Annotated in this window: 22 protein-coding genes; 4 read left to right on the forward strand and 18 right to left on the reverse strand. The window is 70.3% G+C overall.

All coding sequences use genetic code 11. From position 1 onward, the window contains the following. Nucleotides 1-67: 67 nt before the first annotated feature. Both BLT28_RS27675 and BLT28_RS27680 read right to left on the reverse strand, forming a co-directional pair. The gene (locus BLT28_RS27675; RefSeq protein ID WP_030429887.1) at nucleotides 68-1279 is read right to left on the reverse strand and encodes an acyl-CoA dehydrogenase family protein; all 1212 of its coding nucleotides are present in this window, start codon (nucleotides 1277-1279) and stop codon (nucleotides 68-70) included. Nucleotides 1280-1289: 10 nt separating this feature from the next. Then, complete coding sequence (locus tag BLT28_RS27680) at nucleotides 1290-1844, reverse strand: SCP2 sterol-binding domain-containing protein (protein ID WP_030429886.1); 555 nt, start codon at nucleotides 1842-1844, stop codon at nucleotides 1290-1292. A 91-nt stretch (nucleotides 1845-1935) separates the two neighbouring features. Here BLT28_RS27680 and BLT28_RS27685 point away from each other — a divergent pair, with 91 nt between their 5' ends. Continuing rightward, on the forward strand, nucleotides 1936-2607 hold the full coding sequence (locus tag BLT28_RS27685; protein WP_030429885.1) for a TetR/AcrR family transcriptional regulator: 672 nt from the start codon (nucleotides 1936-1938) through the stop codon (nucleotides 2605-2607). Here BLT28_RS27685 and BLT28_RS27690 read toward each other — a convergent pair. From BLT28_RS27690 to BLT28_RS27740, 11 genes are all read right to left on the reverse strand, one after another. Continuing rightward, on the reverse strand, nucleotides 2604-3482 hold the full coding sequence (locus BLT28_RS27690) for an ROK family protein (RefSeq protein WP_030429884.1): 879 nt from the start codon (nucleotides 3480-3482) through the stop codon (nucleotides 2604-2606). The two genes, BLT28_RS27685 and BLT28_RS27690, sit on opposite strands and share 4 nt — an antisense overlap. Before the next feature lie 84 nt (nucleotides 3483-3566). Further along, complete coding sequence (locus BLT28_RS41495; RefSeq protein ID WP_030429883.1) at nucleotides 3567-4340, reverse strand: DUF7158 domain-containing protein; 774 nt, start codon at nucleotides 4338-4340, stop codon at nucleotides 3567-3569. Continuing rightward, nucleotides 4337-8587 carry a glycoside hydrolase family 38 N-terminal domain-containing protein gene (locus BLT28_RS27700; RefSeq protein WP_030429882.1) on the reverse strand — a complete coding sequence of 1417 codons (4251 nt, stop codon included), beginning with the start codon at nucleotides 8585-8587 and terminating at the stop codon, nucleotides 4337-4339. The genes BLT28_RS41495 and BLT28_RS27700 overlap by 4 nt, the downstream gene beginning before the upstream one ends. A gap of 10 nt (nucleotides 8588-8597) precedes the next feature. Further along, on the reverse strand, nucleotides 8598-9428 hold the full coding sequence (locus BLT28_RS27705) for a carbohydrate ABC transporter permease (protein WP_030429881.1): 831 nt from the start codon (nucleotides 9426-9428) through the stop codon (nucleotides 8598-8600). Beyond that, entirely contained in the window at nucleotides 9425-10279 is an 855-nt protein-coding gene (locus BLT28_RS27710; protein ID WP_231950458.1) for a carbohydrate ABC transporter permease, read from the reverse strand. The genes BLT28_RS27705 and BLT28_RS27710 overlap by 4 nt, the downstream gene beginning before the upstream one ends. 106 nt (nucleotides 10280-10385) lie before the next feature. After that, the gene (locus BLT28_RS27715) at nucleotides 10386-11735 is read right to left on the reverse strand and encodes an extracellular solute-binding protein (protein ID WP_030429879.1); all 1350 of its coding nucleotides are present in this window, start codon (nucleotides 11733-11735) and stop codon (nucleotides 10386-10388) included. Nucleotides 11736-11857: 122 nt separating this feature from the next. After that, nucleotides 11858-12196, reverse strand: coding sequence for a hypothetical protein (locus BLT28_RS27720; RefSeq protein ID WP_030429878.1), 339 nt, complete (start codon nucleotides 12194-12196; stop codon nucleotides 11858-11860). Nucleotide 12197: 1 nt separating this feature from the next. After that, nucleotides 12198-12956: an amino acid ABC transporter ATP-binding protein gene (locus BLT28_RS27725; protein WP_030429877.1), complete on the reverse strand. Its 759-nt coding sequence runs from the start codon at nucleotides 12954-12956 to the stop codon at nucleotides 12198-12200. Between the two features lies 1 nt (nucleotide 12957). Further along, nucleotides 12958-13764, reverse strand: coding sequence for an amino acid ABC transporter permease (locus tag BLT28_RS27730; RefSeq protein ID WP_030429876.1), 807 nt, complete (start codon nucleotides 13762-13764; stop codon nucleotides 12958-12960). Nucleotides 13765-13843: 79 nt separating this feature from the next. After that, nucleotides 13844-14647, reverse strand: coding sequence for an ABC transporter substrate-binding protein (locus BLT28_RS27735; RefSeq protein ID WP_030429875.1), 804 nt, complete (start codon nucleotides 14645-14647; stop codon nucleotides 13844-13846). Between the two features lie 129 nt (nucleotides 14648-14776). Continuing rightward, nucleotides 14777-16195 carry a M20/M25/M40 family metallo-hydrolase gene (locus BLT28_RS27740; RefSeq protein ID WP_030429874.1) on the reverse strand — a complete coding sequence of 473 codons (1419 nt, stop codon included), beginning with the start codon at nucleotides 16193-16195 and terminating at the stop codon, nucleotides 14777-14779. 128 nt (nucleotides 16196-16323) lie between these two features. Between BLT28_RS27740 and BLT28_RS27745 the strand changes: the two genes are divergently transcribed. Then, complete coding sequence (locus tag BLT28_RS27745; protein WP_030429873.1) at nucleotides 16324-17949, forward strand: hypothetical protein; 1626 nt, start codon at nucleotides 16324-16326, stop codon at nucleotides 17947-17949. Nucleotides 17950-17963: 14 nt separating this feature from the next. Beyond that, on the forward strand, nucleotides 17964-18662 hold the full coding sequence (locus tag BLT28_RS27750) for a class I SAM-dependent methyltransferase (protein WP_030429872.1): 699 nt from the start codon (nucleotides 17964-17966) through the stop codon (nucleotides 18660-18662). Nucleotides 18663-20079: 1417 nt separating this feature from the next. On the opposite strand, the gene mctP is transcribed toward BLT28_RS27750, so the two are convergent. Together mctP and BLT28_RS27765 are read right to left on the reverse strand one after the other, a co-directional pair. Then, nucleotides 20080-21732: a monocarboxylate uptake permease MctP gene (mctP, locus tag BLT28_RS27760; RefSeq protein WP_030429870.1), complete on the reverse strand. Its 1653-nt coding sequence runs from the start codon at nucleotides 21730-21732 to the stop codon at nucleotides 20080-20082. Between the two features lie 2 nt (nucleotides 21733-21734). Further along, nucleotides 21735-22028: a DUF3311 domain-containing protein gene (locus tag BLT28_RS27765; protein WP_030429869.1), complete on the reverse strand. Its 294-nt coding sequence runs from the start codon at nucleotides 22026-22028 to the stop codon at nucleotides 21735-21737. Nucleotides 22029-22191: 163 nt separating this feature from the next. Between BLT28_RS27765 and BLT28_RS27770 the strand changes: the two genes are divergently transcribed. Beyond that, the gene (locus tag BLT28_RS27770) at nucleotides 22192-23061 is read left to right on the forward strand and encodes a septum formation family protein (protein ID WP_043811728.1); all 870 of its coding nucleotides are present in this window, start codon (nucleotides 22192-22194) and stop codon (nucleotides 23059-23061) included. Here the strand turns inward: BLT28_RS27770 and BLT28_RS27775 are convergent. From BLT28_RS27775 to BLT28_RS27785, 3 genes are all read right to left on the reverse strand, one after another. Continuing rightward, complete coding sequence (locus tag BLT28_RS27775) at nucleotides 23027-24280, reverse strand: hypothetical protein (RefSeq protein ID WP_030429867.1); 1254 nt, start codon at nucleotides 24278-24280, stop codon at nucleotides 23027-23029. The two genes, BLT28_RS27770 and BLT28_RS27775, sit on opposite strands and share 35 nt — an antisense overlap. A 112-nt stretch (nucleotides 24281-24392) precedes the next feature. Then, nucleotides 24393-24926, reverse strand: coding sequence for a type II toxin-antitoxin system VapC family toxin (locus BLT28_RS27780; RefSeq protein ID WP_081900337.1), 534 nt, complete (start codon nucleotides 24924-24926; stop codon nucleotides 24393-24395). Next, a complete protein-coding gene (locus BLT28_RS27785) occupies nucleotides 24880-25437 on the reverse strand; it encodes a hypothetical protein (protein ID WP_083383789.1) in 558 nt (185 codons plus the stop codon). Before BLT28_RS27785 ends, BLT28_RS27780 begins: the two co-directional genes overlap by 47 nt. Nucleotides 25438-25757: the final 320 nt, after the last annotated feature.

Raw genomic sequence — 25757 nt, forward strand, 5'->3', positions numbered from 1 at the left:
GGGGGGAACCGGGATCCACCGCCCGTTCTTCAGGCCGCCAGCGCGGTATGGCGACCGGACAGCACCATCAGCGGATGTGCATCCCGGAGATCGCGCGCGCCATCACCAGGCGCTGGATCTCCGAGGTGCCCTCGAAGATGGTGTAGATCTTGGCGTCGCGGTGCATCCGCTCCACCGGGTGCTCGCGGGTGTAGCCGTTGCCGCCGAGGATCTGGATGGCGCGCTCGGTGGCCCAGACCGCGACCTCACCGGCCTTGAGCTTGGACATCGAGCCCTCGGCGTTGGTGAACTTCCTGCCGTTGCGGCCCATCCACGACGCCCGCCAGACCAGCAGCCGCGCCGCGTCGATCTCCATCTTCATGTCCGCGAGGGTGAACGCGATGGACTGGTTCTCGATGATCGGCCTGCCGAAGGTGACGCGCTGCTTGGCGTACTCCAGCGAGTACTCGTAGGCGGCGCGCGCGATGCCGACGGCCATGGCGCCGACGGTGGGACGGGTGACCTCGAAGGTGGCCATCGCCGCCTGGCCCTCGGCCTTCTTGCCCTCGCGGGCACGGGCCAGCCGGGCGTCGAGCTTCTCCTTGCCGCCCAACAGGCACGAGCCGGGGACGCGGACGTCGTCGAGGTAGACGTCGGCGGTGTGCGAGGCGCGCAGTCCGTGCTTCTTGATCTTCTTGCCGCCGACCAGGCCCGGGGTGCCCGGCGGGACGATGAACCCGGCCTGGCCGCGGGCCTTCAGCTCAGGGTCGACGACCGCGGTGACCACGTGCACGTTGGCGATGCCGCCGTTGGTCGCCCACGCCTTCTGCCCGTTGAGCACCCACTCGTCCTTGGCCTCGTCGTAGACCGCGCGGGTGCGCATGGCCGAGACGTCGGAGCCGGCCTCGGGCTCGGAGGAGCAGAACGCCGCGACCTTGGGATCGGCCGCGTCGCCGTAGCACTGCGGGACCCACTCGGCGAGCTGCTCCGGGCTGCCGGAGGCGAAGATGCCCGCGACCGCGAGGCCGGTGCCCATGATCGCCATGGCGATGCCGCCGTCGCCCCAGAACAGCTCCTCGTTGACGATCGGCAGCGACAGCCCGGTGGGGTCGGCGTAGCAGGTCGCCAGCGACTCGAAGCCGTACAGCCCGATCTTGGCGGCCTCCTGGATCACCGGCCACGGCGTTTCCTCGCGTTCGTCCCACTCCGAGGCGGCCGGGCGCACGACGTCCTCGGCGAAACCGTGCACCCAGTCCCTGAGCCCGGTCTGCTCCTCGGACAGTTCGAGCGAGAAGGTCACGAGTGTCTCCTCATGCCTTGGGGACGTCGAACAGGTTCATCAGCCCGGCGGCGAAGCCGAGATCGCCCTTGATCTTGAGCTTGCCGGTCATGAACATCACCGGGGCGGAGCCGTTGCCGGTGACCAGCTTGAGGAAGTCGAGCGGGGAGACGGTGACCGAGACGCGGGGCTCGCCGACGTTGTCCTTGTTCACGGTGCACCGGCCGGAGTCGATCACCATCTCGTAGCGGTCGTGGGAGTCCGGTTCGGGCCGGGTGATCCGCCAGTGCACGACCGCCGTCGCCGAACCCGCGCGGTCGGGCCTGAAGTGCGTTCCCATCCGCCTGAAGACCTCATCCAGTACCTTGACCCGCAGTTCCGGACGGACCATGACGGCTTCGATCTGATCCTTGGAGGCGCGGGAGACCAGGCGAGCGAACTTCTGTGGCTCCAGCGAGCTGAGATCGACCTCGGCTCCGCTGTCGGCGAGTTCCGATGCCGCGGAGAGCAGGGCGACGAACTCGTCGTTGCTGATCTTCTTCGGATCGACCTCGGCGAGGGCGGCGATCGGGTCGGTGTTCGGCACAGCGCACCTCCAGGCTTACCTACTGATGAGTAAGACTACTTTTGAGTAGGTTCGGTCGCAAGAGGTCCCAAGACACCGTTGAGGTGGGTGCATGACCAAGAAGGACGTGGCGGGGGAGACCCCTCCGCCGCGCGCCAAGCGGCTACCGCGCGCCGTGCGCGAGCGGCAGATCCTCGACGCCGCCGTGCGGGTGTTCTCCGAACGCGGCTACCACGCCGCGTCGATGGACGAGGTCTCCGACGTCGCCGGCATCTCCAAGCCGATGATCTACGCGTACCTCGGCTCCAAGGAGGAGCTGTTCGCCGCGTGCATCCAGCGCGAGGCGACCCGGCTGATGGAGTCCATCGGCGGCGTCGTCGACGTCGAGCTGGACCCGGAGGAACAGCTCTGGCGCGGGGTGCTGGCGTTCTTCACCTTCGTCGGGGAGAACCGCGACTCCTGGCAGGTGCTGCACCGCCAGGCGGGCAGCCAGGGCGCCCCGTTCGCGGCCGAGCTGGCCGAGGGCAGGCGCAGGGCCGTCGCGATGATCTCCGCGCTGCTGGACCGCGCCGCGAGCCGGGAGGGTGTCGGGGCCTTCGCCGAGGGCAGGACCGAGCCGCTGGCCGCCGCCCTGACCGGGGCGGGGGAGGCGCTGGCCGAGTGGTGGCTGGAGCACCCCGAGGAGACCCCGAAGGCGATGGCGCGCAGGCTGATGAACCTGTCCTGGATGGGCTTCGGCAACCTGGTGCTCGGCCGGGCCTGGCACCCGGACAAGACCGCCTAGTCGACCAGCGCGGCGGCGCCGACCAGTCCGGCGCGGGCGCCCAGCGCGGCCCGCTCCACCGTCAGTTTGTCCAAAAAGGACAGTCCGGCGTGGGTGGCCAGCGTCCGCCGGATCGGGCCGAAGAGGAGTTCGCCCGCCTCCGCGACACCGCCGCCGACGACCACCAGGTCGAGGTCGCACACGGCCGCCGTCGCGGCGATGACCAGCCCGACCGCGTGCCCACCGCGCTCGAACGCGGCGCGGGCCACCTCGTCCCCGGCGCGCGCCGACTCCGCCAGCCCGCCCGCGTCGGAGCCCGTCCAGCCGCGCTCCCGCGCCCACCGCACCAGATGCGGGCCCGCCGCAACGGTTTCCGCACAGCCGCGCCCTCCGCACGTGCAGGGCGCGCCGTCGGGCTCGACCACGACGTGGCCGATGTGGCCCGCGTTGCCCGTGCGCCCGCCGAAGGGCCTGCCGTCGAACACCAGCCCGCCGCCGACCCCGGTCGAGACCACGATGCCGAGCAGGTGGGCACTGGTCCGGCCCGCGCCGAGGCGGTGCTCGCCGAGCGCCATGCAGACGCCGTCCCCGGCCAGCCGCACCTGGACCCCCGGCACCAGGCCGGCGACCTGGCGGACGAGCGGGAAGTCCTGCCAGCCCGCGATGTTGATCGGGCTGACCGTGCCGGCGACCGTGTCGATCGGCCCGGCGCACGCGATGCCGACACCGCGCACGACCTGGTCGCGCAGCACGTCCTCGATCGCTTCCCGCGCCGCCGCCCAGCCTCCGGCCGCGGTCGGCCGCCGGGCTTCGCGCAGCACGGTGCCCCGGCCGTCGACGAGCGCGGCGGCGATCTTCGTGCCGCCGACGTCCAGCGCGAGCACCACGTCCGTCACCCGCGAGACGGTACGGGACGCACCGAATGACTCATTGAGTGCGCCAGAGGTGGTGAACGGGTCGTTCAGGTCACTAGTGCGGGGTCAGTGTCGGTGGGTGTTGTCGGGTTGGCGGGGGTCGCCGGGGTGCTCGTAGCCGGGGGCGAGGCGGACCAGTTCGGCGCGGCGCGCGTCGAGCCAGTCGCCGAAGGCCCGGCGGCGGGCGGCGGCGAGCAGGCGGGCGGTGATCTGCTCGCGCGCCTCGGCGAAGGTGCTCCTGCTCTCCGGGTAGGCGCGCTCGACGAACAGGGTGTGCCAGCCGAGCGGGTCGCGGACGGGACCGACCACGGAGCGCTCCGGGGCGGCGAACAGCGCCTGCTCCACCGGCCCGGCCAGCTGACCGCGCACGACCGTCCTCAATGGACTGTCGGAGAGGTCGGCCAGCTCGGGGCTGGTCAGCACGCGGTGTCGGACCACCCGCCGCTCCGGCGCGGAGAACAGCTCGAAGTTGGCCTCGAAGTAGCGCCGCGCCTCGCACTCGGTCACCGAGATCCCGGCGGTGACCTCGTGGAACACCGCCCGCGCGCGCGGGCTCCTGGTCAGCAGCGACGCCGCGACGCTGCCGAGTTCGAGCATGGCGGCGCGATCGGCGGCGATCTTCTCCAGCTCCGGAGCGGTCGCTTCCTCGCGCGGGCGCACGAGTCCGACGATGCGTTCGGCGGTGAGCCGCTGCACCAGCCATCGGCGCAGCTGCCGGGCCTCGCTCGTGCCCTGCGCGGGCAGGGTCGCGGCCGCGCGGCCGGAGCGCAGCTCGGCTTCGGCGCTGTCGACTTCGGAGAGCAGAACGGGTTCTTCACCGACCCAGGCGATGGGGGTCATGCCGTCACCACCAGCGAGACCGCTTCCGAATAGAGGATGCGACCGGCCCCGGCCACCTTCACCAGCGCCCAGTAGGAGCCTGGCTCCGCCCACGGTGGCGGTGCGATGTCGAAGCCGAACTCGGTGCGCCCGGCGACCTCGCGGACCTGCCACCAGTCCGGCGTCGCGTCCCAGGTGCCCCACGGGGTGAGCAGCTGCGCCTCGACGGAGACCGGGGCGGAGGTGTCACCGACCACGTCGACGGTGAGCCGTTCCCGGGCGCCGCGCGCCACCCGGACCGCCCGGGGCGATCCGGCCAGCCGCAGCGGTTGCGCGGGTTCGGCCACGGTCGACAGCATCGCCACATCCTCGACCACCTGACGCCAACTCGGTGGGAGCGCCTCGCCGGTGAGCTCCAGCTGCGCGCGAATGGGATGCGGCAGGTCCGGGCTCCCCTTCGGCGCCCTGACCTGCACTTCCGTCTGCCAGTGGCCGCCGGGCGCGATCCCGAACGGCAGCTGCGGCGGCGCGCAGGTCCACCCGTCCGGCACCACGAACCGGACCACGCCGTGCAGCTCGGCGTCCACGCAGGCGCTGGCGACGGTCAGCGTGAGGGTGATGTCGCCGCCGGGCTGGACCAGGCCGGTGACCGGGTCGAGGTGCACCGCGACCGGCAGGCCACCCATCGGGGCCGGGCCCCGGTTGTGCATCCAGTAGCGCGCGTAGAGCGGCTGGGCGACCTCGCGCTCGGGACCGAGCGATCCACCGTCCATAGTGGACCATCGGGTCAGCTCGGGACGGGCGACGAGGGTGGCGACCTCGAACGGCGCGAGGGTGAGCGAGAGCTCGGCCAGCGAGTCGCGGCGCTGTTCGAGCAGGTCCGCGGTCGCCGGGTCGGCGAAGCTCAGCAGCGAGGAGGACACCCGCGCCTCGGTCATCAGGCCGGAGGTCTCCACCAGCCGCAACGCGATCCCCTCCGCCGGATCGGCCGGACGGGCCGAACCCCGGGCCAGCGGGTTGCCGACTGCCTTCAGCGCGGCGAGGCTGACCCCGCCGACCGGCTCGACGGACAGCAGCGAGCCGGAACCGGGGAGGCCGCCCGCCCCGTCCTCCGGGGACAGCACCGCCACCAGCGGACGCGAGAACTCCGCGCTGCGCACGGGAATTCCCTTGCGCCAGTCGCCCTCCGCGCTGACCACCGCGTAGTCGAAGACGTGCGTCCAGTGCTGGAGCTGGAATCCGCTGCCGTCCGGGGTGGTGCGGCGCGGCGGGTCGATCCACACGCCCGACGGCCAGCCGGTGCACGAGCGCAGCAGCGACGCGTGCAGCGTCCCTGCCGAGTCCACCGCGAAGCCGGGAACACCGCGGTTGAGCAGCGCCACCGTGCGCGACTCGAACTCGCCTGCTCCGGCGGGGGCGTCCTGCCGCACCTCGATCTCGTGATCGACCAAATCGTCCACAATGGACTCTATGACGGCGTCGAGGTCCGCGCCCGCGATGATCAGCACCGGAAGCGCCCGCACCGCGCGGAGATCAGCGCTCGGCACCCACACCTCGGCGAGCGGGCGTTGCGCCGGGACCCACACCACGGCCCGGCCGGTGGCAGCGAGCTGCCGGTCCAGTTCGGCGCGGTAGGCCGGGTCCGCCTCGGCGAGGACCTTGGCGGTGAAGGAGTTGCGGTCGGGGCCGCCGAGCGCGAACCGCACGTCCGGCAGGTTCGAGTCCACTTCGAGGTGCCCGTAGCGCGGACCGTCCGCGGTGCTGCACGTCGCGGTGACCCCGGACTGCGCAAGGGCGACCGTGAGTTCGCGGGCCAGTGGAGCCGCCTCCGCGCGCGAGGGCGCGACCAGCTCGGCGACACCGATGGCGCGGACCGCCTCGCCGATGCTGACGCGCGCCGTCGCGGAGAGGCCGAACCAGGTGTAGGCGGGGTTGTCCAGGGTCCACGGGTGCTCGGCGGAGTCGACGGCGAGACCTGCTTGCAGGGTCGAGCCATTGTCATTGAACAGCCCGAAACCCCTTCCCACAACGGCATCGCCGACCTCGCTCACCGGCAGCGCACCGGGGACCGGGCACGGCCAGCGCAGCCGCAGGAGCTGGTCGGAGCCGGTGAACTCCTCGACCTTGGTGGAGCAGTCGACCCGGGAAACGCCGCGCCACAACGTGATCGTCTGCGTGTAGCCGACCGTGCCGATCCGGCCGCGCACGACGAGGCGCTGGCCGAGCGGGGACCGGAACGCCTGCACCGCGGCGTTGTTCTCGCCGGAGACCTGGACCGGCCCCTTCGGCAGCAGGTGCCACGGGCCCTCGCCGAAGCGCGGGTGCTTGCTGTACTCCTCGTAGATCGCCAGCTCGTTGCCGACCCGGCCGGGCGCGATCAGCTCCCGCTCCGCGGGCAGCTCGACCAGGCTGACCACCCCGCCGCCGCGCCCCGGATCGACCGCGAGCCGGTAGTGCGCGTTGGCGATCTCGTAGCCGTCCACAGGAAGCCAACCGGAGCTGTCCACAGTATCCACAGATTCATCCACAGTGGACTTATCCACAGTGGACAGTCGGATTGTGTATGCCCGCCAGCCGAAAGACGGCACGTCACGGGCCAGGAAGGTGATCGAGTGACCTTCATGATCCACAAGCGCGGGCAGTTCGGTTCCCGCATCATCCACAACGGAGACCGCGCTGTGCACAGGATCGGGGAGCCGCACGGTGACCAAATCCGTCCGTGGCGCGGCGATCGAGTTCCACACCACCACGCCGCGACCCACAGCCTGAGAAAAGTCCACGCGGCCGGTCAGCACCCGCAGCGCCGAGTTCCGCGCCGCGAGCGCGAGTTCCCGGGCTTCGCGCCAGCCCCACAACAGGTCGAGGTAGACCTGGTCCGACTCCGAGCCGGTGATCCCGTCGTGGTGCGCACCGTATGCCAACTGCACCCACGCCTTCGCGAAGGCGGCGTCCGGATAGCGCGCTCCGGTCAGCAGTGACGCGAAGACGGCGTACCGCTCCGCCTCCAGCAGCACGTCCTCCGCCTCGCGCTGCGCCTGCTTGGTGTCGATGTAGGAGACGTCCTTGCCGGTGTAGATCGGGTTCATGTCCCGGCTCTGCGGCGTCGGCTCCTCACCCCGCTCGGCGAGCTCGGCGCGGACGGCCGCGAAGAACTCCTTGGGCAGCGCGCACACGAACTTCGGCCAGGTGTAGCGGGCGTTCCAGTCCCGGTGGATGCGCGTGATCCACTTGTTCGGCGGCGTGTAGTCGGTGCCGACCGGCAGCAGCACGTTGCGCGTGGTGGCCACCTTCTTGAGGCCCTGGAACAACGTCAGCGCGGACCGCTGCGCCTCCTCCAGGGACGGCGCGGTGTCCATCCACCACCCGGCGCTGTAGTGGTCGGCCATGTAGCTGGTCAGCAGGCCGCGCCCGGATGGAGAGATCCACTCGAACTCACTGGGGAACTGCATGCGCGTCGGATCGCCCTTGACGCCGCCGCGCACCTCCATCGGCCCCCACTGGTGGAACGGGCCGCGCGCCCACGAGCTGGACGAGAGGCCGGCGTCGGCGGCCATCCCGGGGAACGCCGGATCGTGGCCGAAGACGTCGAGCTGCCACGCGGTCTGCGGATCGGCGCCGAGCACGTCGCGCTGGAAACCGATGCCGTGCACGAAGTTGCGGATCGCCGACTCCGGGCTGCACAGGTTCGTGTTGGGCTCGTTGTACGTGCCGCCCATGACCTCCACGCGACCGTCGGCGATCAGCCTGCGCAGCACGTCGCGGTCGCCGGGGAAGGCGTCCCAGTAGGGCTTGAGGTAGTCGACCTCGGCGAGGACGAACTTGTACTCCGGCTCGCGCAGCGCGAGGTCCAGGTGCGCGCGCACCAGGTCGAACCCGGCGAGCTGGTAGGCCGATCGCGGGGAACCCGGGAAGTCCAGCGCGTCCCACGCCGTGGTGTAGGCGGCCTGGGTGTTCCACCACACCGGGTCGTAGTGGAAGTGGCTGATCATGTGCATGGTCCAGCCGGGCTCGGCGACGGTCAGCTCGAAGGCGAACTCCGCACCGCCGCCGGTCACCACCCGAGCGGGCAGCACGGTGCCTGGACTGTCCGAAGTGGACACTGAGACTTCGACGAGACCGTCCCCACCTGCAGGCTCGGGGGTGTCGATGCCCGGACCGGTCACGCGCACGGTGGCCGGGCCGTCGAGGGTCACCCGGACGATCTGGAGCGGGGCTGTCTCGGGCCCGGTGAACAGCTCGGTCGATTCGGCGGAGAGCACCTGTGCCATGGGACCCCTTTCACTTCACCGCTCCAGCCAGGGTGAACGTCCCGCCGAGGCGGCGCGAGACGATCAAGTACAAGCCCAGGACGGGGGCCGTGTAAAGCAGCGAGTAGGCGGCGAGCGGGCCGTAGGACTCCAGCCCCGCGCGGCCGAAGAACGCGAAGACCCCGACCGCCGCGGGCTGCTTCTCCGGGTCGAGCAGCAGCGTGAACGGGACGAAGAAGTTGCCCCACGCGGAGATGAAGGTGAACACGGCGACCACCGACAGGCCGGGCAGCATCAGCGGCAGCACCACCCGGCGCAGCGACTGCATGCCCGAGGCGCCGTCCACCCATGCCGCCTCTTCGAGGCTCAGCGGGACGTTGTCCATGAAGCCCTTGGTCATCCAGATCGCGTAGGGCAGCGAGGTCGCGGCGAGGAAGAGCATCGTGCCGACCATGCTGTCGATCAGGTCGAGCTGCACGAACATGCTGTAGACGGGCACCATCACCGCGGTCATCGGCAGCCCGGTCGCGAACAGCACCACGTAGAGGAACGGCCGCTTGAACCGCAGCTGGTAGCGCGAGAGCGGGTACGCGGCGAACGCGGCCAGGGCCACCGAGATCACCGCGGCCCCTCCCGCGAGCAGCAGGCCGTTGAGCATCGGCAGCAGGCCGATCTCCCAGTCGAGCACCGCGAGCAGGTTGGCCGGGCCGGGCTGCTCCGGGAGTTCGGTGCGCAGCCCCGCCTTCTCGTCGATCGCCGCGGTCACCAGCCACAGCAGCGGGGCGGCGAACACCAGCGCGATCGCGCCGAGCACCAGGTGGACGAAGGCGGTCGCGACCCGCCTGCGCGGAGTGGAGATCATCGCAGCTCCTCCCGCAGCGTCCGGGCGTACACGGCCGCGAACACGCCGCCGACCAGCAGCAACACCAGCGCGGTCGCGGTGCCGTAGCCGATCTCGCGGAACACGAAGGCCTGCTCGTACATCAGCAGCGGCAGCGTCTGGCTGGCCTCGCCGGGACCGCCCGCGGTGAGCACGTAGACCAACGCGAACACGCCGATGGTCTGCAACGTGATCAACAGCAGGTTGGTCAGGACGGTGCGCCGGATCGTCGGCAGCGTGACGTGCCAGAACCGGCGCAGCGGTCCGGCCCCGTCCATCTGCGCGGCCTCCAGGAGGTCGGTGGGCACGTCGGACATCGCGGCCTGGTAGGTCAGCATCGAGAAGGCGGTGCCCCGCCACACGTTGGCCAGCACGACGGCCGCCATCGGCGCGGTGTAGAGCCAGTTCTGGCCGGGCAGGCCGAGCCAGCCCAGCACCGCGTTGAGCGAGCCGTCGGCGTTGAGGAAGGCGTAGATCGCGAAGGCGGCGACCAGCTCGGGCAGCACCCAGGCGAGCACCACGACACCGCCCACCACCGAGCGCAGCAGCCGGGACCGGCCCGCGAGCAGCACGGCCAGCAGCATGCCGAGGCAGTTCTGCCCGATCACCGCGGAGCCGACGGTGAAGACCACGGTCAGCCACACCGCGTTGAGCAGCGCCGGGTCCTCGATCATCCGGGCGAAGTTGTCCAGCCCCGTGAACTCCGGGCTGCGCGCGGCCGCCCCGCTCAGCGCGGTGTTGGTGAAGGAGAGGTAGACCGTCCACAGGACCGGGCCGACCAGGAAGATCCCCAGCAACACCACCGCGGGCACCAACGGCACAACCCGCTTCACGCCCAGATTCCCCCGTTCGTTCGCCGTTCACCCCCCATGTTCAGGTAGGCGAAAGGCGCGGGGACACCGCCAGAGGTATGGGCGGGATATCGGGGAATTGTGCGGATTAGCCCGCGCGGGTGTTGGCGGGGCCGACGATGCGGGTGATCTTCGCGGCCCACGCGGTCGCCGTGTCCGCCGGATCGGCGCCGTTGACCACCTGGTCCATCGCGATCTGCAGTTCCTGGGAGACCCGCGGGTAGATCGTCAGAGTCGGCCGGTAGTGGGTGATGTCGATCAGCCCGGTCCAGAAGGCCACCGTGGGGTTGCGCTCGACCAGCCGGGGGTCCCCCCTGGCGATGTCCCTGCGCACCGGCAGTTGCCCGGCTCCGACCGCGAACGCCAGCGCCCCTTCGCGGTCCAGTGCCGTGGTGATGAACCGGAAGGCGTCGTCCTTCTTCTTGCTGCGCGCGCCGATCGCGAGGGTCCAGCCGCCGGAGAGGCTGACCCGCCCGGGCGCCTGGCCGAACTGCGTCGGCATGGCCGCGGGGGTCATCGTGCGCGTCCACTCGGGCCAGGCCGCCTTGCCGCCGGGGCTCCAGTGCGCGGGCAGCCAGCTGCCGTCCAGCCGGATGCCGACGCGGCCCTGCTTGGTCAGCTCCTCGACACCGCGGTCACCGAAGCGGGGGTCGGCGACCTGGGCCGGGGTCGGGCCGAGGCCACCGCCGAAGATCTCGTTGACGAAGCCCAGCACGTCGGCCATGCCCTTGCTCGGCGCGACCCACTTCTGCTGCGCCTCGTCGTAGAGGGTGGCCGTCCTGGTGCCGTAGAGCAGCATCTCCACGCTCTGCATGGCGACGGCCTCGCCCTGCGGCCGCCCGGCGGGCATGGCGAAGGGGATGACGCCGGGCACCTTCTCCTTGATCGCGCGGGCCGCGGCGAGGATGTCCGCCCAGGTCCTGGGCTGCCAGTTCTCCGGAAGCCCCGCGCGCTCGAAGACCTGCCGGTTGAACCACAGCCCCCTGGTGTCGGTGGCCATCGGCACGCCGTAGGTCCTGCCGTCGACCGCGCGAGTGCTCTCCCTGGCCACCTGGATGAACTGCTGCCAGTCCGGCCACTTCGCCAGGAACTCGTCCAGCGGGGCCAGGTAGCCCGCGTCCACGTCGGCGTTGATGTTGAAGCTGTCCTCGTAGAGCACGTCCGGCGCGGTGGCCGGGGAGCGCTGCATCAGCTGCACCTTGGACAGGTACTCGTTCTCCGGGGCCACCACCGGGATCAGCTCGACCTCGATGTCCGGGTGCGCCCGCTCCAGGAGCTCCTTGGTGCGCTTCATGTGCGCCTCGACCCGGACGTCCTCGCCGTAGCGCTGGTAGACGACCTTCAGCGTGTGCGCGTCGTCAGCGCCGCCACCGCAGGCCGCGACCGGCAGGAGCAGCACCGAGACCGCGAGAGCGGCCACCGCCCTGTGCACAGACATGCGGCCTCCCGGCCCGAGACGATCTTGAGACGTGAATCACACCGACCTAAATCCAGGGCCCGGGGAAAGTCAACGGCGCCCGGGTTGAGTTCCTGATGCGGGCGCAGAGTAGCGAACCCGCGTCAGTCCCCCATGAACCACAGGTAACTGCCGGGCAGACCGGAACAGGCCCGCAGCATCTCCTCAAGGTCCCGCACCGCCGCGATGTGCTTGGGCGCCGAACACCGCCCGAGCAAGGCGGGGATCTCCCCGAGGGCGACCTCCGCCTCCTGCTCGTTGAAGACCGTGTCGCCCCAGGTGTCGACGAGGCTCAGCTTCGTCGACCCGTCGCTCGGGAGCCAGGACAGCACCTCCTCCAGCGCGAACCCGTGGTCGTAGGAACCGCGGACCAGGGTCGCCCTGGACTTCTTCCAGTTGCTGCGCGCCGGGCGAGCCGCGTGCAGTTCCAGCTCGAGGCCCACCTCAGGCCCCCGCGTTGTGCACCGGGTCGAGGACGCGGGCGAGGAAGGATCGGGTGCGCTCCTCGCGGGGCGCGCCGATGACCTGCTCGGCCGGGCCCTCCTCCACCACGTAGCCGCCGTCCATGAACAGCACGCGGTCGGCGACCTCGCGGGCGAACTGCATCTCGTGCGTGACGACAAGCATTGTCATGCCGTCGTCAGCCAGTTGGCGCATCACCCCGAGCACGTCGCCGACCAGCTCCGGGTCCAGCGCCGACGTGGGCTCGTCGAAGAGCATCACCTCGGGGTTCATCGACAGCGCGCGGGCGATCGCCACCCGCTGCTGCTGACCGCCGGAGAGCTGGCCCGGCATGGACCCGGCCTTCTCGCCGAGGCCCACCTTGGCCAGGTTCTCCCGCGCGACCAGCTCGGCATCGCCCTTGGGCCTGCCGAGCACCTTGCGCTGGGCGATGGTGAGGTTGTCCAGCACGCTCAGGTGTGCGAACAGGTTGAAGCCCTGGAACACCATGCCTACGCGGGTGCGCGCCCTGTCGATGTCGCAGTCGGGATCGGTCAGCTCGACGCCGTCGACGACGACCTTGCCCGCAGTGGGTTCCTCCAGCAGGTTCACGCAGCGCAGCATCGTGGACTTGCCGGACCCGGACGGCCCGATGATGCAGACGACCTCACCGCGCTTGACGGTCAGGTCGATGCCCTTGAGCACCTCCAGCGGCCCGAAAGCCTTGCACAGTCCGGTGATCTCGATGATCGGCTCGGTCATGTCAGACACCCACCCCTCGGGTCGTGCTCGCACCGGAGCCGAACTTCCGCTCCAGCCTGCGGGAGAGCAGCGACAGCGGGATCGTGATGATCAGGTAGCAGAGGCCGACCACGAGGACCGGCGTGAGGCTCTTGAACGAGGTCAGCGCCTGGCGGCCGAACTGGGCCAGTTCCTGCTGCGCCAGCGTGCTGCCGAGCAGGTAGGCCAGCGAGGAGTCCTTGGTCAGCAGGATCAGCTCGTTTGTCAGCGGCGGCAGGATGATCCGGAACGCCTGCGGGATCACGATGGTGATCATGGCCCGGCCCTGCGACATGCCCAGCGAGCGGGCCGCCTCGACCTGCCCCTTGGGCACCGCCTGGATGCCCGCCCGGATCGTCTCGGCCATGTACGCGGCGCCGACGAGGCCGAGCGCGAGCATGATCGAGACCTCGCGGCTGAGGAACGTGCCGGGGAAGGCCAGCGGGATACCGGTGCCGATGGCGATGAACACCAGCAGCGCGGGCAGGCCGCGGAAGAACTCGATGTAGATGGTGGACAGCCACCGGTACGGCGCGACCGAGGACAGCCTCATCAGCGCGAGGACGAGACCGAGGGTCAGGCCGAACGCGAACCCGAGGGCCGTGTAGACGAGCGTGTTCTTGAGGGCGATGGTGATGACTTCGGGGAACTGGTCCGCCGCGACGTCGAAGTCGAAGAACGCCCGCTTGATCTGCGCCCAGTCGGCGGTGACCGCGAAGACCACGACCACGGCGAGCAGCAGGACGTACTGCGAGATGCGGAAAACCTTGGCGCGCTGGCGCTTGCTCATGCCGGACTTGCCGGACATCGGTACTCCTGGAAGTCGTCGGGGCCGGTGCCACCTCCCGGCACCGGCCCCGAGGGGACGCTTACTTGGCGGCAGGCTTCTTGCCGAACCACTTCTCGTAGAGCGTGTCGTACTCCCCGCTCGACTTGGCCTTCGCGATGATCTCGTCGATCTTGGCCCGGAGTTTGTCGTTGCCCTTGCGGACCCCGATGCCGTAGTCCTCGTTGGTGTCGAACTCCTTGGTCACGTCCAGGTCGGAGTTCTTCTTGGCGTAGTCCAGCAGCACGCCGTTGTCGTTGATGCCCGCGTCGACCTGGCCGCTCTTCACGTTCTCCAGCAGCAGGCCGAGGTCCTCGTAGACCACGACATCGATGCCGAGGGGCTTGGCGTGCTTGTTGGCGTAGTCCAGCCCGGTCGTCGCCGACTGCGCGCCGAGCTTCTTGCCCTTGAGCTTCTCAAGGCTGTTGACCCCGGAGGCCTTCTTCACCAGCAGCGCCTGCGTCGCCTTGAAGTAGGGCGCCGAGAAGTCGAAGTTCTGCTTCCGCGAGTCCTTGATCGTCATTCCCGCGGCGGCGAGGTCGCACTTCTTGGCGTTGAGGTCCTCACCGGACTCGATCGTCTCGAACGGACCGTCGATGATGTCCTGCTTGACGCCGAGGTCCTTGGCGACCAGGTTCACCAGGTCCACGTCGAAGCCGACGATCTGGCCGTCCTTGGTGAACTGGAACGGCTCGTAGGGCAGGTGCGTGCAGGTCTTGAGCTTGCCCGCCTCCACCAGCGGAACACCCTTGGCCTCGCCCGGCTGCGGAGCCGAGCCGCAGCCGGCAACAACGATCGCCAGTGCCGGAATCAGCGCGAAGGCCTTGAGCCCTGTTCGTCTGGCCACGGTGTAACTCCTCGTGATGGAGATCGATCGAGATCTGGGAATCCTGCCATCCAGGTGGGGCAGGCGCACCGGTTAGGTGATTACGGCTGCATGACTATACGGACAGTTGAACTACGCACTGTGGTCAAATCAGCGCTTTCCGTGACCATCCAGCAAATGGGCGATCGCCATGGTCACCTTCGCCGCGAAGTCCAGCCGCAGTGACTCGTCCGGCACGTGCGCGTTGCTGTCCGGGCCGAGCGCGCCGGTGATCACGAACTGCGCGTGCGGGTAGGCGTCCTGGAGCAGGCCCATGAACGGGATGGAGCCACCCATGCCCAGCGCGCCCCACGGCTGGCCGAACACCTCCGAGCCCGCGCGGTCCAGCGCGTCGCTCAGCCAGGGCGCCAGGTCCGGCGCGTTCCAGCCGTCGGCGTGCTCCACCCGGCTCAGCTCGACCTGCGCGTCGTAGGGCACCTCGGTGGTCAGCGCGCGGCGCACGGCGGCGAGCGCGGCCTCGGAGTCGGTGGTCGGCGGCAACCGGAAGCTGAGCATCAGCGAGGTGGACGGGCGCAGCACGTTGCCCGCGTCGGCCGGGGTGGGCAGGCCGTCCGCGCCGATCACCGACAGGGTCGGCCGCCAGGTGCGGTTGAGCTCCAGCTCCAGCTCGTCGCCGGTGACCGGGCGCACGCCCGGGGTGAACGGGAAGCTGCCGACCACCATGCCGGGCAGTCCGGCGACCGCGGCGGTGGCCTCCTTGACCCGCACCTCGGGGATCTCCACGTGCAGTTCGGGCAGGTTGATCCGGCCGGTCTCGGCGTCCTCGACCCGGTCGAGCAGGGCGCGGAGCACGCGGAAGGAGCTGGGCACGACGCCGGAGGCGATGCCGGAGTGCTGGCCGCTGTCGAGCACCTGCACCCTGACCTCGACGGCGACCATGCCGCGCAGCGAGGTGGTCAGCCACAGCCGCTCGTAGTCCGCACCGCCGGAGTCCAGGCACACCACCAGGGAGACCTCGCCGAGGCGCGGCCGCAGGTGGTCGAGGTAGGCGGGCAGGTCGGGGCTGCCGGACTCCTCGCCGGTCTCCAGCAGCACGACGCAGCGACCGTGCGCGCCACCCGCCGCGCGGACCGCGAGCACCGCGCCGAGCGCCGCGTAACCCGAGTAGCAGTCGTCCGCCGAACCGCGGCCGTACAGCCTGCCGTCGCGGACCACCGGGGTCCACGGCCCCAGCCCCTCCGACCAACCGCCCACCGGCGGCTGCTTGTCGAGGTGCCCGTAGAGCAGCGCGGTGCCGACGCCCTCCGCTCCCGGGGTCGCCGGGATGTCGATCAACAGCACCGGGGTGCGGCCGTCGAGCTGGACCACGTCGATCCGCGCGCCGGGCAGGTCGCGCTCCTCGGCCCAGGCGCGCACGTGCTCGATGGCGGCGTCGAGGTGCCCGTTGCGCTGCCAGTCGGCGTCGAAGGCCGGCGAGACGGCGGGGATGGACACCAGCTCGGAGAGGCTGGACAGGATGGGGCCGTCCCACAGGGTCTGGACGGTCGTCTTCAGGGTGTCGTGGTCCACGTTCGCATCCTGTCATGTCACCGCGAACGCGCAGGGTGAAGCGCGTTTCCCTGCCGTGCAAGCAAAAGCCGGGCCGCTGGGCTGTACGGCGGGTACGGGTGCGCCGGTTTGACTAGTCTTCTGGGGTTGTGGGGGACAGGACACGTTCCGGAGACCCGCTCGCGGGGTCGAGCGTCAAGGTCGCCATCACCGTCATCGGGGTGTGCGCGGTGGTGCTGTTCTGCGCGAGCTGGTCCGGCAACGAGATCGTCCGCTGGATCACCGTCGGGCTGACCGCGGTGAGCACGGCGCTGCTGTGGATCGTGCCGAGGGCGGCCGCGCCGCTGTACGCCGCCGCGCTGCTGGTCTCCGGCTACACGGTGGTGACGACGCAGGTCTCGCCCGAGCTCTCGGACCGGATTCTCGGCATCGACGTGCAGGGCCCCCTCCAGCAGGCCGGGTGGTTGCTGCTCATCGCGTTGATCTTGTTCACCGCCGTCAACCGTCCCGTTCCGCTCGCCTGGCCCGCGTTGTCCGTGGTCATCGCGCTGCTGCTCGGGTGGGGCTGGTCGGAGCTGATGGTGCGCAGCGCTGCCGGGAAGGGCGTCGAGCACACCACGGCGTCCGCGAAGCCCACCGCGACCGTGGCCAACTGGACGCGGCGGCTGCCGAAGGGGCTCTACGGCAGCGGAGTGCTGGTGCCGGGCCGCAACGTCGCCGTGGAGCTGCGCGACCGCTCGGAGCGAAGTACCTCGGCCGACCAGGGCTTGTTCGTGACGGACGCGTCGACCGGCGCGCCGCTGTGGCAGTACTCGCTGACCGAGCAGTTCCACTTCACACAGGTCATGGTGGACCCCGAGGCGGGCATCCTGTTCGCCCGCATCCGCCGTGCCGCGCTGTTCTTCGACCTGATGACGGGAGAGCTGCGCCACCGCCTCGACCTGGCGGAACTGCAACGGGACAGCACGTTCGTCTTCGTGCGGGAAGCCGGGGAGAACCGGCCACCGATCCGCATCGGCTCGGTCGCGCTGCTCAACGCCAGCAAGCCAGGCGTCAGCGATGACGCGGTGTACGCGCTCGACGTTCGCACACGGACCTGGCGTGAGGTGGTGCGCGGGGCGAACGCCGAGTGCGCCGACCACTGGGTGCGCGGGCCCGGCGCGGTGACGTACTTCGTGCGCAACGCGTGCGCGGACGCCACGGTCGAGGTGATCCGCCTCGACGGCCTCGCCCAGGCGAGCCGGACGAAGGTCCCCGTGCGGCCGGACGACCGCCGCTGCCAGGGTGCGCGGCCGTGCCGCCTGTTCGGCATCGCGGCGCTGGACGACGGTGTGGTGCTGCACACTTCGGACTCGGGCGAAAGGGAGAGCCAGGGGCTGATCTGGTTGCGCGCGGACGGATCCGTGGGCGCCCGGCTCTCGATCGGCGACTACGCGCAGCTGATTCCCTTGCGGGAGTTGGACAACAGCCGCTCGCGAGTGGTCGTCTCCGGCGAGGGCTTCGGTCAGCAGGTGCTGGAGTTCCGCGACGGTGCGCTGACGCGGGGCGATGCGAAGATCCGCGGCAGCTTCCTCGGCACCGCCAACGGCGTGCTGTACCTCGGCGAGCGGAATGTGTTGCGAGCACTGGATGTCCGCGCGTTCGAGCCGCGCGGGGCGGACGCGACGATCGACTGCGCGCCGAGGTACGCGACCGTCGCGGACGGGCGGGTGTTGATCAGCTGTGACCCGGCTGTGAGCGGAGACATCTCGCTGGTCGCGTTGCCCGCGCGGTGAATACGATCCGGCTCATGGTGAGAGCGGACCTGAACAAGGAGACGGCTCAGGTCTCCGCGATGTTCGACGAGGTGGCCGCGGGCTACGACCGCACCCGGAACCGGTTGTGGTGGGGGCGGATGGACGCGTGGGGCAGGCGGATGGCCGCCGCGGCGCACGCCGGGCCCGGCACCACGATCCTGGACGTCGCCGCGGGCACCGGGACCTCCAGCGCGATCATCGCGCGCAGTGGCGGCACCGTGATCGCCTCGGACTTCTCCCTGGGCATGCTCGACGTCGCGGGCCGCAGGCACCCCGGGTTGAGCCGGGTCGCCGCCGACGCGATGGCGCTGCCCTTCGCCGACGGCTCCTTCGACGCGGTGACGATCTCCTTCGGCCTGCGCAACGTCGCCGACCCGCGCGCCGCGCTGCGCGAGATGCGCCGGGTGACCAGGCCGGGCGGGCGGCTCGTGGTGTGCGAGTTCAGCATGCCGCCCGCCGCGCTGCCCCGTGCGCTGTGGCGGGCCTACCTGCGCCGGATCGTGCCGATGATCGGCAAGCGGATCAGCTCCAACCCGGAGGCCTACGTCTACCTCGCCGAGTCCATCCAGGCGTGGCCGACGCCGTCCGCCCTCGCCGGGCAGATCGGCACCTGCGGGTGGAGCGAGGTGGCCTTCCACGGCCTCGACGGCGGTGTGGTCCACCTCCACACCGCCGTCGCGGACGAGCGCTAGATCCCGCCTGCTGCCGACCTTGCCCTCGGCGATCAGCCTGCGCACCCCGGCTTCCAGCGACTTCGCCGGCACGAAGCGGGTGTCGGCCCCCGCACCGTCCTCGGGCACGTCGGGACGCGGTTCGCCCGCGCAGACCGACCGCGACGGCGGCAGGACCCAGTCGAGCAGGTAGCGGTTGACGTGCTGGTCGACGCAGGTGTTGTTCAGGTACAACCCGTGCCGGCCCTCGTCGGCGACGGAGACCAGGACGCTGGGCCAGCGCGGGGCCGCCGTCGTAGTGCGTCCGCGCGTCGGCCTCCGCCTGGATGACGAGACCGGCCTGATAACCCTTGCGCTGCAAGCGAATCGGCTGTTCCTTCGGTGTGAAGGAGCGGAAGGTGCAGGGGAACGGCGCCGCCGACGTGATGCCGAGGCCGTACGGGTACTTCTCGCGGAACACGCGCATGTCCGCCAGGTAGGTGTCGGCGTCGCCGGGCCAGTCGGCCTCGCAGAGCACGGCTTCGAAGACCCGTTGGTACGTCGGCGTGATCCCGGCCTTGTCCAGCAGGTCCAGCGCCCGCACGGCGTCCTTGGTGCACACGGGATCGGCAGCCACCATGTCCGCGAGCTGCTTGACGATCTCCGTGAACTCCTTCCAGGTCGCGCGGAACCTGACCGACGCCATCACCCGGTCGAAGAAGGTCTGGGTCACGCCGTTCACCGGTTTCACCACCAGCCGCGCGGAAAGCCGCTCCACGGTCGCGATCACCTCGGCCTGGGAGCGACCGAGCCCGAAGGCGGCGTGCCGCTTGCCGACCCACGCGGCCCACGCGTCGACGCTGTCCCGCGCGGTGTTCGCGGTGGTGACGTGCTGCCGCAGGGTGCCGCCTGCCTTGGCGCACGCGGCCTCCACCGCCCTGGCGAAGTCGGCGAGCCTCGGCGGCTCGGCGTCGGCGGGCCGCGAACCGACCTTGGGCACGGGAACCGTGTCCTCGCAGGACAGTTCGGTGGACTTGCCGACGCCGCGCGGGTCGAAGCCGATCAGGTCGTATGCGCCGGCGCGCGGAGTGCGCGCGAACGCCTTCGGCAGTTCCAGGTCCTCACCGCCCGCGGCCCACCCGGATTGCTCAGCAGCACGCCGCGGCGCCGGACCGGGTCGGTCGCCTTGATCGCTCAGCGCGATCGAGATCCGCCCGGCCCCGGGCCTGGCGTAGTCCATCGGCACCGCGATCGTCGCGCACTGCACCGCGGCGTCGAACGCGCACGGCTTCCAGTCCGGCTGCTGCTGGTCGAGCTCGCGCAGCGGCTCCAGCGTCGCCTGCGCGGGTAACGCCCCGCCAGCGACGATCACCGCACTGGGCACGACGGATTCCTGACCAATGGCCAGTTGCGGGCATGAAGAAGGGGCGCCCCCGAGGAGGCGCCCCTTCTTCGTGGCTCAGTGCGCCGCGACCGGCTTGAGCTTCGGGTCCCCCTCGTCGGCGTGGTAGTCCGCCGGGGAGGTCTCGTCGGTGCCGTTGGGCAAGCGCCGCGTCCTGGCCAGGAAGGTGACCAGCACCGCGACCACCAGGTTCACCACCAGCGCGACGAACCCGACGTAGATCTGCACCTTGGAGCCCGCGAACGGCGACCAGCCGAACAGCGAGAGCTTGTCCAGCGTCAGCGCGGAACCGCCAAAGTGCGCCTTGCCCGCCGCCGGGTTCGGGATCTGGTAGAGCAGCCAGAACCCGTAGGCCATACCGGCGATCCAGCCGGTGACCAGGCCCCAGATGTGGAACCAGCGGGTGTAGAGCGCGATCGCCACCGTCGGCAGCGTCTGCAGGATGATCACGCCGCCGATCAGCTGCAGGTCGATGGAGAACTGCGGGTCGACGAAGACGATGAACAGCACCGCGCCGAACTTCACCACCAGCGAGGCGAGCTTGGCCTGCTTGGCCTCCTGCTGCGGGGTGGCGTCCTTGCGCATGTACTCCTTGTAGATGTTGCGGGTCCACAGGTTCGCCGCGGCGATGGACATGATCGCCGCGGGCACCAGGGCGCCGATGCCGATGGCGGCGAAGGCGATCCCGGCGAACCAGCCGGAGAACTGCTGGTCGAAGAGCACCGGGACGATCGTGTTGGTGTCCGGCCGTCCGGTCGCCGCGTTCGTGATCGGCTTGGCCCCCGACACCAGCGCGACGTAGCCGAGCAGCGCGAGCAGGCCGAGCAGCAGCGAGTACGCGGGCAGCGCGACCATGTTCTTCTTGATCACGTTGCGGCCCTTGGAGGCCAGGATGCCGGTCAGCGAGTGCGGGTAGAGGAACAGCGCCAGCGCCGAGCCGAGGGCCAGCGTCGCGTACTGCAGCTGGTTGTTCGGCGAGAGCAGCGTCGAGCCCTTCGGCGCCCCGTTGGCCCCGGGCGCGGACAGCAGCTCGGCGGACTTGTTGAAGATCGTGTCCCAGCCGCCGAGCTTGGCGGGCAGGTAGATCACCGCGACCAGGATGACGATGTAGATCAGCGTGTCCTTGACGAAGGCGATCAGCGCGGGGGCGCGCAGACCCGCCTGGTAGGTGTAGACCGCCAGGATCAGGAAGCCGATGAACAGCGGCAGGTGGCCGAGGAACCCGCTGCCGTTGAGGCCCATCGTCCGCAGCACGGCCTCCAGGCCGACCAGCTGCAGCGCGATGTAGGGCATGGTCGCGACGATGCCGGTGATCGCGATGATCAGCGCGAGCGGGCGCGAGCCGTAGCGGCCCTTCACGAAGTCGGCGGGCGTGACGTAGCCGTGCACCCGGGAGACCGACCACATGCGCAGCAGCGGCAGGAAGACGATCGGGTAGAGGATCACCGTGTAGGGCAGTGCGAAGAAGCCCATCGCCCCGGCGCCGAAGATCAGCGCGGGCACGGCGACGAAGGTGTACGCGGTGTAGAGGTCACCGCCGACCAGGAACCAGGTGATCCACGAGCCGAACTTGCGGCCGCCGAGACCCCACTCGTCGAGGTGCTCCAGGGTGTCGCCGGCCTTCCACCGGGACGCCACGAAGCCCATCACGCTGACCACCAGGAACAGCACGGTGAAGACGATCAGCTCGGTCCACTGCACGTTGTCCAGGCTCACGCCTTGCCCCCCTCGTCGAGGTCATCGACCGAGAGGTGGTCGGGCTTGCCGGTGACAACGGGCTCGTCCTTGGTCTTGACGTAGACCAGGCCGACGCAGATCACGCCGATCGGCACGAACGCGAACTGCGACCAGTAGAAGAACGGCAACCCGAGCACGCGGGGCGCGTCCATGTTCAGCATGGGGGTGAACAGCATGGCGAGCGGGACGAGCAGCAGCAGGTTCCACGCGTTCCAGCGCAGTCCCATCGACTTCGTCCTGTCCGCGCCGGACGGTCGTCCTGACGCCATCGGGTCTCCTACAGGTCACGGCGGTCTGGCGATATCGGCGGATGTTAAGACGCGACCGTTCGTCACGTCACTCGTCTGGACCCAAGCGTGACCTCCGTTCACACGGCGGGACACCGTAGCGCGAACCCCGGTACCGTTCGGCCGGGAGCATTAGGGGAGGGACATGCGCAGGCATCGGCGGAGCGGGACAGCAGTCCTCGCGTTCTCCGCGTTCGCCCTGCTCACCGGGTGCACGGTGCCGGTGAGCCCGGAACCGCTGCCGGTGACGCAGCAGCCCAGTCAGGCGCGCCCGCAGGCCGCCGCGAGCGCGTCCGGGACGGCGCAGGCCTCGCAGTGCGTCGACGGGAAGCGGTTCGTGGTCGTCGACTGCGCGCAGCCGCACGACCTCGAGGTCACCCAGCCGGAGCGGTTCCCGGCGAGCATGCCCAAGGACTACCCGGACGAGGTCGCACTGCTGGCAGCCGCGATGCCGAAGTGCCGGGCGCACGCGCTGGCCTACGTCGGCGACCAGCTCGACGCCAGCCGCCTGCAGGCGTGGCCGGTGTGGCCGACCAGGGAGGGCTGGGCCAAGGGCGAGCGCTGGCTGACCTGCGCCGCGGTGGAGCTGGGCCCGGACGAGAAGCCGATCAGCCGCACCGGCTCGGTGCGCGCGGCCATGGCGGGCACCAACTACTACCGGTTCCAGGTGTGCACCGCGGGCTCGCCGTCGCGGGACAACCAGCTCAAGCTCGCGCCCTGCGACCAGGCGCACCTCGGCGAAGCCGTGCCGTGGGTGCTCTCCCTCGGCAAGATGACCGATCCGGTGCCCAGCCCGGAGCAGATGAACGCCGCGGCCGAACCGCACTGCAAGGCGATGGCCAACCAGTACCTCGCCGCACCGAACGGGCGGAAGGACCTGACGCTGACCTGGCGGCTGCCCGAGGCCAAGGACTGGCCGCTCGGCTACACCACCGCGGTCTGCTACCTGGAGTCGGCGAAGCCGCTGACGAAGACGCTGCTCAACATCGGTGAGACCGCCCCGCTGCCGAGCTGACCGAGCGCCTGGCCCGGTGCCACAGGTGCAGCACCACCAGCGCGATCGTGGCCAGGACGGCCAGCATCGCCACCGACAGCCACGGCCCCGGCCCGTGCCCCGGTAGCTCCGCCCGCGCGTCCGGCGGCTTGGCGACCGCGTGGACCGGGGGCGGCGTTGTCGTCGTCCGCGTCGTGGTCGGCGCTGCGATGTCGACCTCGCAGCGCACGCGGAGCTGAGCTTCGGCGACCGTGCGGTCGTTGCCGTGCTTGACCTGCACGAGGCCGAGCGTGCCGTCCGTCAGCGGCACCGGCACGCGCTCCGCACCGCCTGGTCCGAGCAGTCCCGCGCGCACCACCTGGCCGTCGACCAGCACCCGGTAGCGCGCGGTCGCGGTGCCCGTGGCGTTGCCGATCTCCACACTGGTCGTCGGCTCCTCCGCGCAGTCCACCGGGCCGATCCGCGCGGTGGGCATCGGCCGCGTCGTGGTCAGATCCGAGCCCGTGACCTGGTACTTCCACGGCCCGCCGGTGAGCGCGCCCGGCCGCAACCGCACGAACGGCACGTACTTCGCGGTGGGCTCACCGGGCAGCAGGCCGGTGAACGTGTACGGCAGCTGGTCCGAGGGCTCGTAGTCCTCCACCACCTGCCCGGCCCCGTCCACCGCGTCCACCCGCGCGGAGTAGGTGTTGTCCTGCCGGATCTGCACCGTGAAGCGCAGCGAGGCGATGTCCTCGGCTGGCTCCTCCTGCCCGGGGCCGTCCAGCGGGTCCGCGCAGTGCGCCCCCTCCTCGAAGACGAACCGCCCGTTGCGGTTGAACTGGTTGTTCACGCAGAACATGCTGCTCGCGCCGTTGACGTAGCGGGTGAACAGCACCGGGTCGCCGTCGTGGTCCGGCGTCGCGAGCGGGGCCCTGTGGTCGACCGCTTCGCCTTCGAGAACCCGCAGGAACCCGACCGCCGTGGACTCCGGCGCTCCGTCGTAGAAGGTGGCGCCCCGGTCGGCCGAGACCGTCGTGGTGAACGTGGCCGCCGCGTCCGGCGCGCTCTGCGCCAGCTCCGCCGGGCTCACCGCCAGCGCGGGGTCGTAGCCGAAGTGCGCGGGCTGCGTCCGCTGGTCGAACAGCGTCGCGGGCCCGGAGTGCGTGCCGTTGTAGCTCGGCACCGGCGCGGCGAGGGCCGCCGGACAGGTCGGACCCGCAGCTAGGAGCACGGCGAGCAGCAAGGGGCGAATGCGCATCCGAGACGTCCTGGGCCAGCGGGTGGGGACCTGCGGAAGCTAACCCGGATTTCCCCCGTTCACCTGCGGAGATCCGCATCGACACCCATCGGGGTTACCTCTGGTCGGTAGCTCAGACCGAGTCGTGTTCACCGAAGAGCGATCCCTGGCCCTGAGCAGAGGGCTCGCGAACGATCAGCCCCGGGATCTGGTCGCCGACCTTGGGGAGCCCGCGATCCCAGGTGAAGCGGGTGGAGCAGTTCCACGCGACGGCCACGGCGAGCACGCACGCGTCCGCCCCCTTGAGGTCGTGCTCGGTTGCCAGTCGGGCAGCCCGCAACGCCACCCGCTCGGTGATGCCGGCGATCAGGTAATCGCTGTCCCTGATCCACTCGTGGGCCAGTTCGATCCGTTCTCGCCGAGCGTTGATTCCGCCCTGGTCGCCTCGAATAGTTCCGGAACCCGCGACCTCGGCGAGTACCAGCGCGGGAAGCACCACTCGATGCAGATCTCCGTGTCCGCGGAGTGTTTGCACCGACCGGTCGCGGCGTTCGTCATCCGCACCGACCAGCACATCGATGATCACGCAACTGTCGACCACCACGCGGGGCGGTTGCGACCTAGCAGCCGCGCTGTCGCCTAACCCGCTCAACCGAATCAAGACCATCGGTCCACTCGGCACCGAACAACCCCACGACATCGTCCAGGGCCACCCGCGTCTTCGGCGCCTCGACAATGTCGAGGCCGCTCAGAGCGATGGATTCGATGTCGTCGTACACATCCCTGCTGACTTCGCCCCACACTTCGACCTGGCGGTCGAGCGCACCACGGACTTCGCCCGCGAGCGCGGCGGGGAACGTGACGGTGACGAGCTTGGCGGTCCCGGACTGGCTCAGCGCGGCCGTGCGCTGACGACCGTTGTAGCGGTACAACTCGCCACGAACCGAGCCGAGCACCGGTCGTGAAGGCCTGATGCTCCCCGTGGCGTTGCTCGCCAGCTGTTCGTCAATGGCGGCCACCACGGATTCGATCTTCAACTCGACCGAGGTGACACCGGCGCGCTTTCCGACCTGGTGCAGTTCAAGAAGCCCGGTCACGGTCTCGACGGACCAGCCCGCCGGAATTCCCGTGGAAGCCGAAAGTTCCGCAATTCCCTCGCGGAGGACATCGACGCGCACGATCCGTCCGGATACCGGCGTTCGCACTTCCGACCGACAGGTCGCTGAGTGCGATCGAGGCAGGCTGATCCCGGCGCACACTGCGAATCATTTTGTCGAGAGCGAGGATGGCCTCGGCAATCGCCCGGGGATCGATCTCCCCGTGGGGACCGGCCAGGTTGACGCTGATCTCATCGGAACCCACAGGACCCTCCCCTCGAACAAGCGCGCTGCCTCGTCCGGAGTCTATCGCTGCGAACAACCGTCGACAGTGGACAGACAGCCTCGGGCACCGATGTCGGTCTTGAACGAAACGAGACAGATTCCTGGTGATTCCCCCA

It is taken from the genome of Allokutzneria albata (assembly GCF_900103775.1).
GTDB lineage: Bacteria > Actinomycetota > Actinomycetes > Mycobacteriales > Pseudonocardiaceae > Allokutzneria > Allokutzneria albata.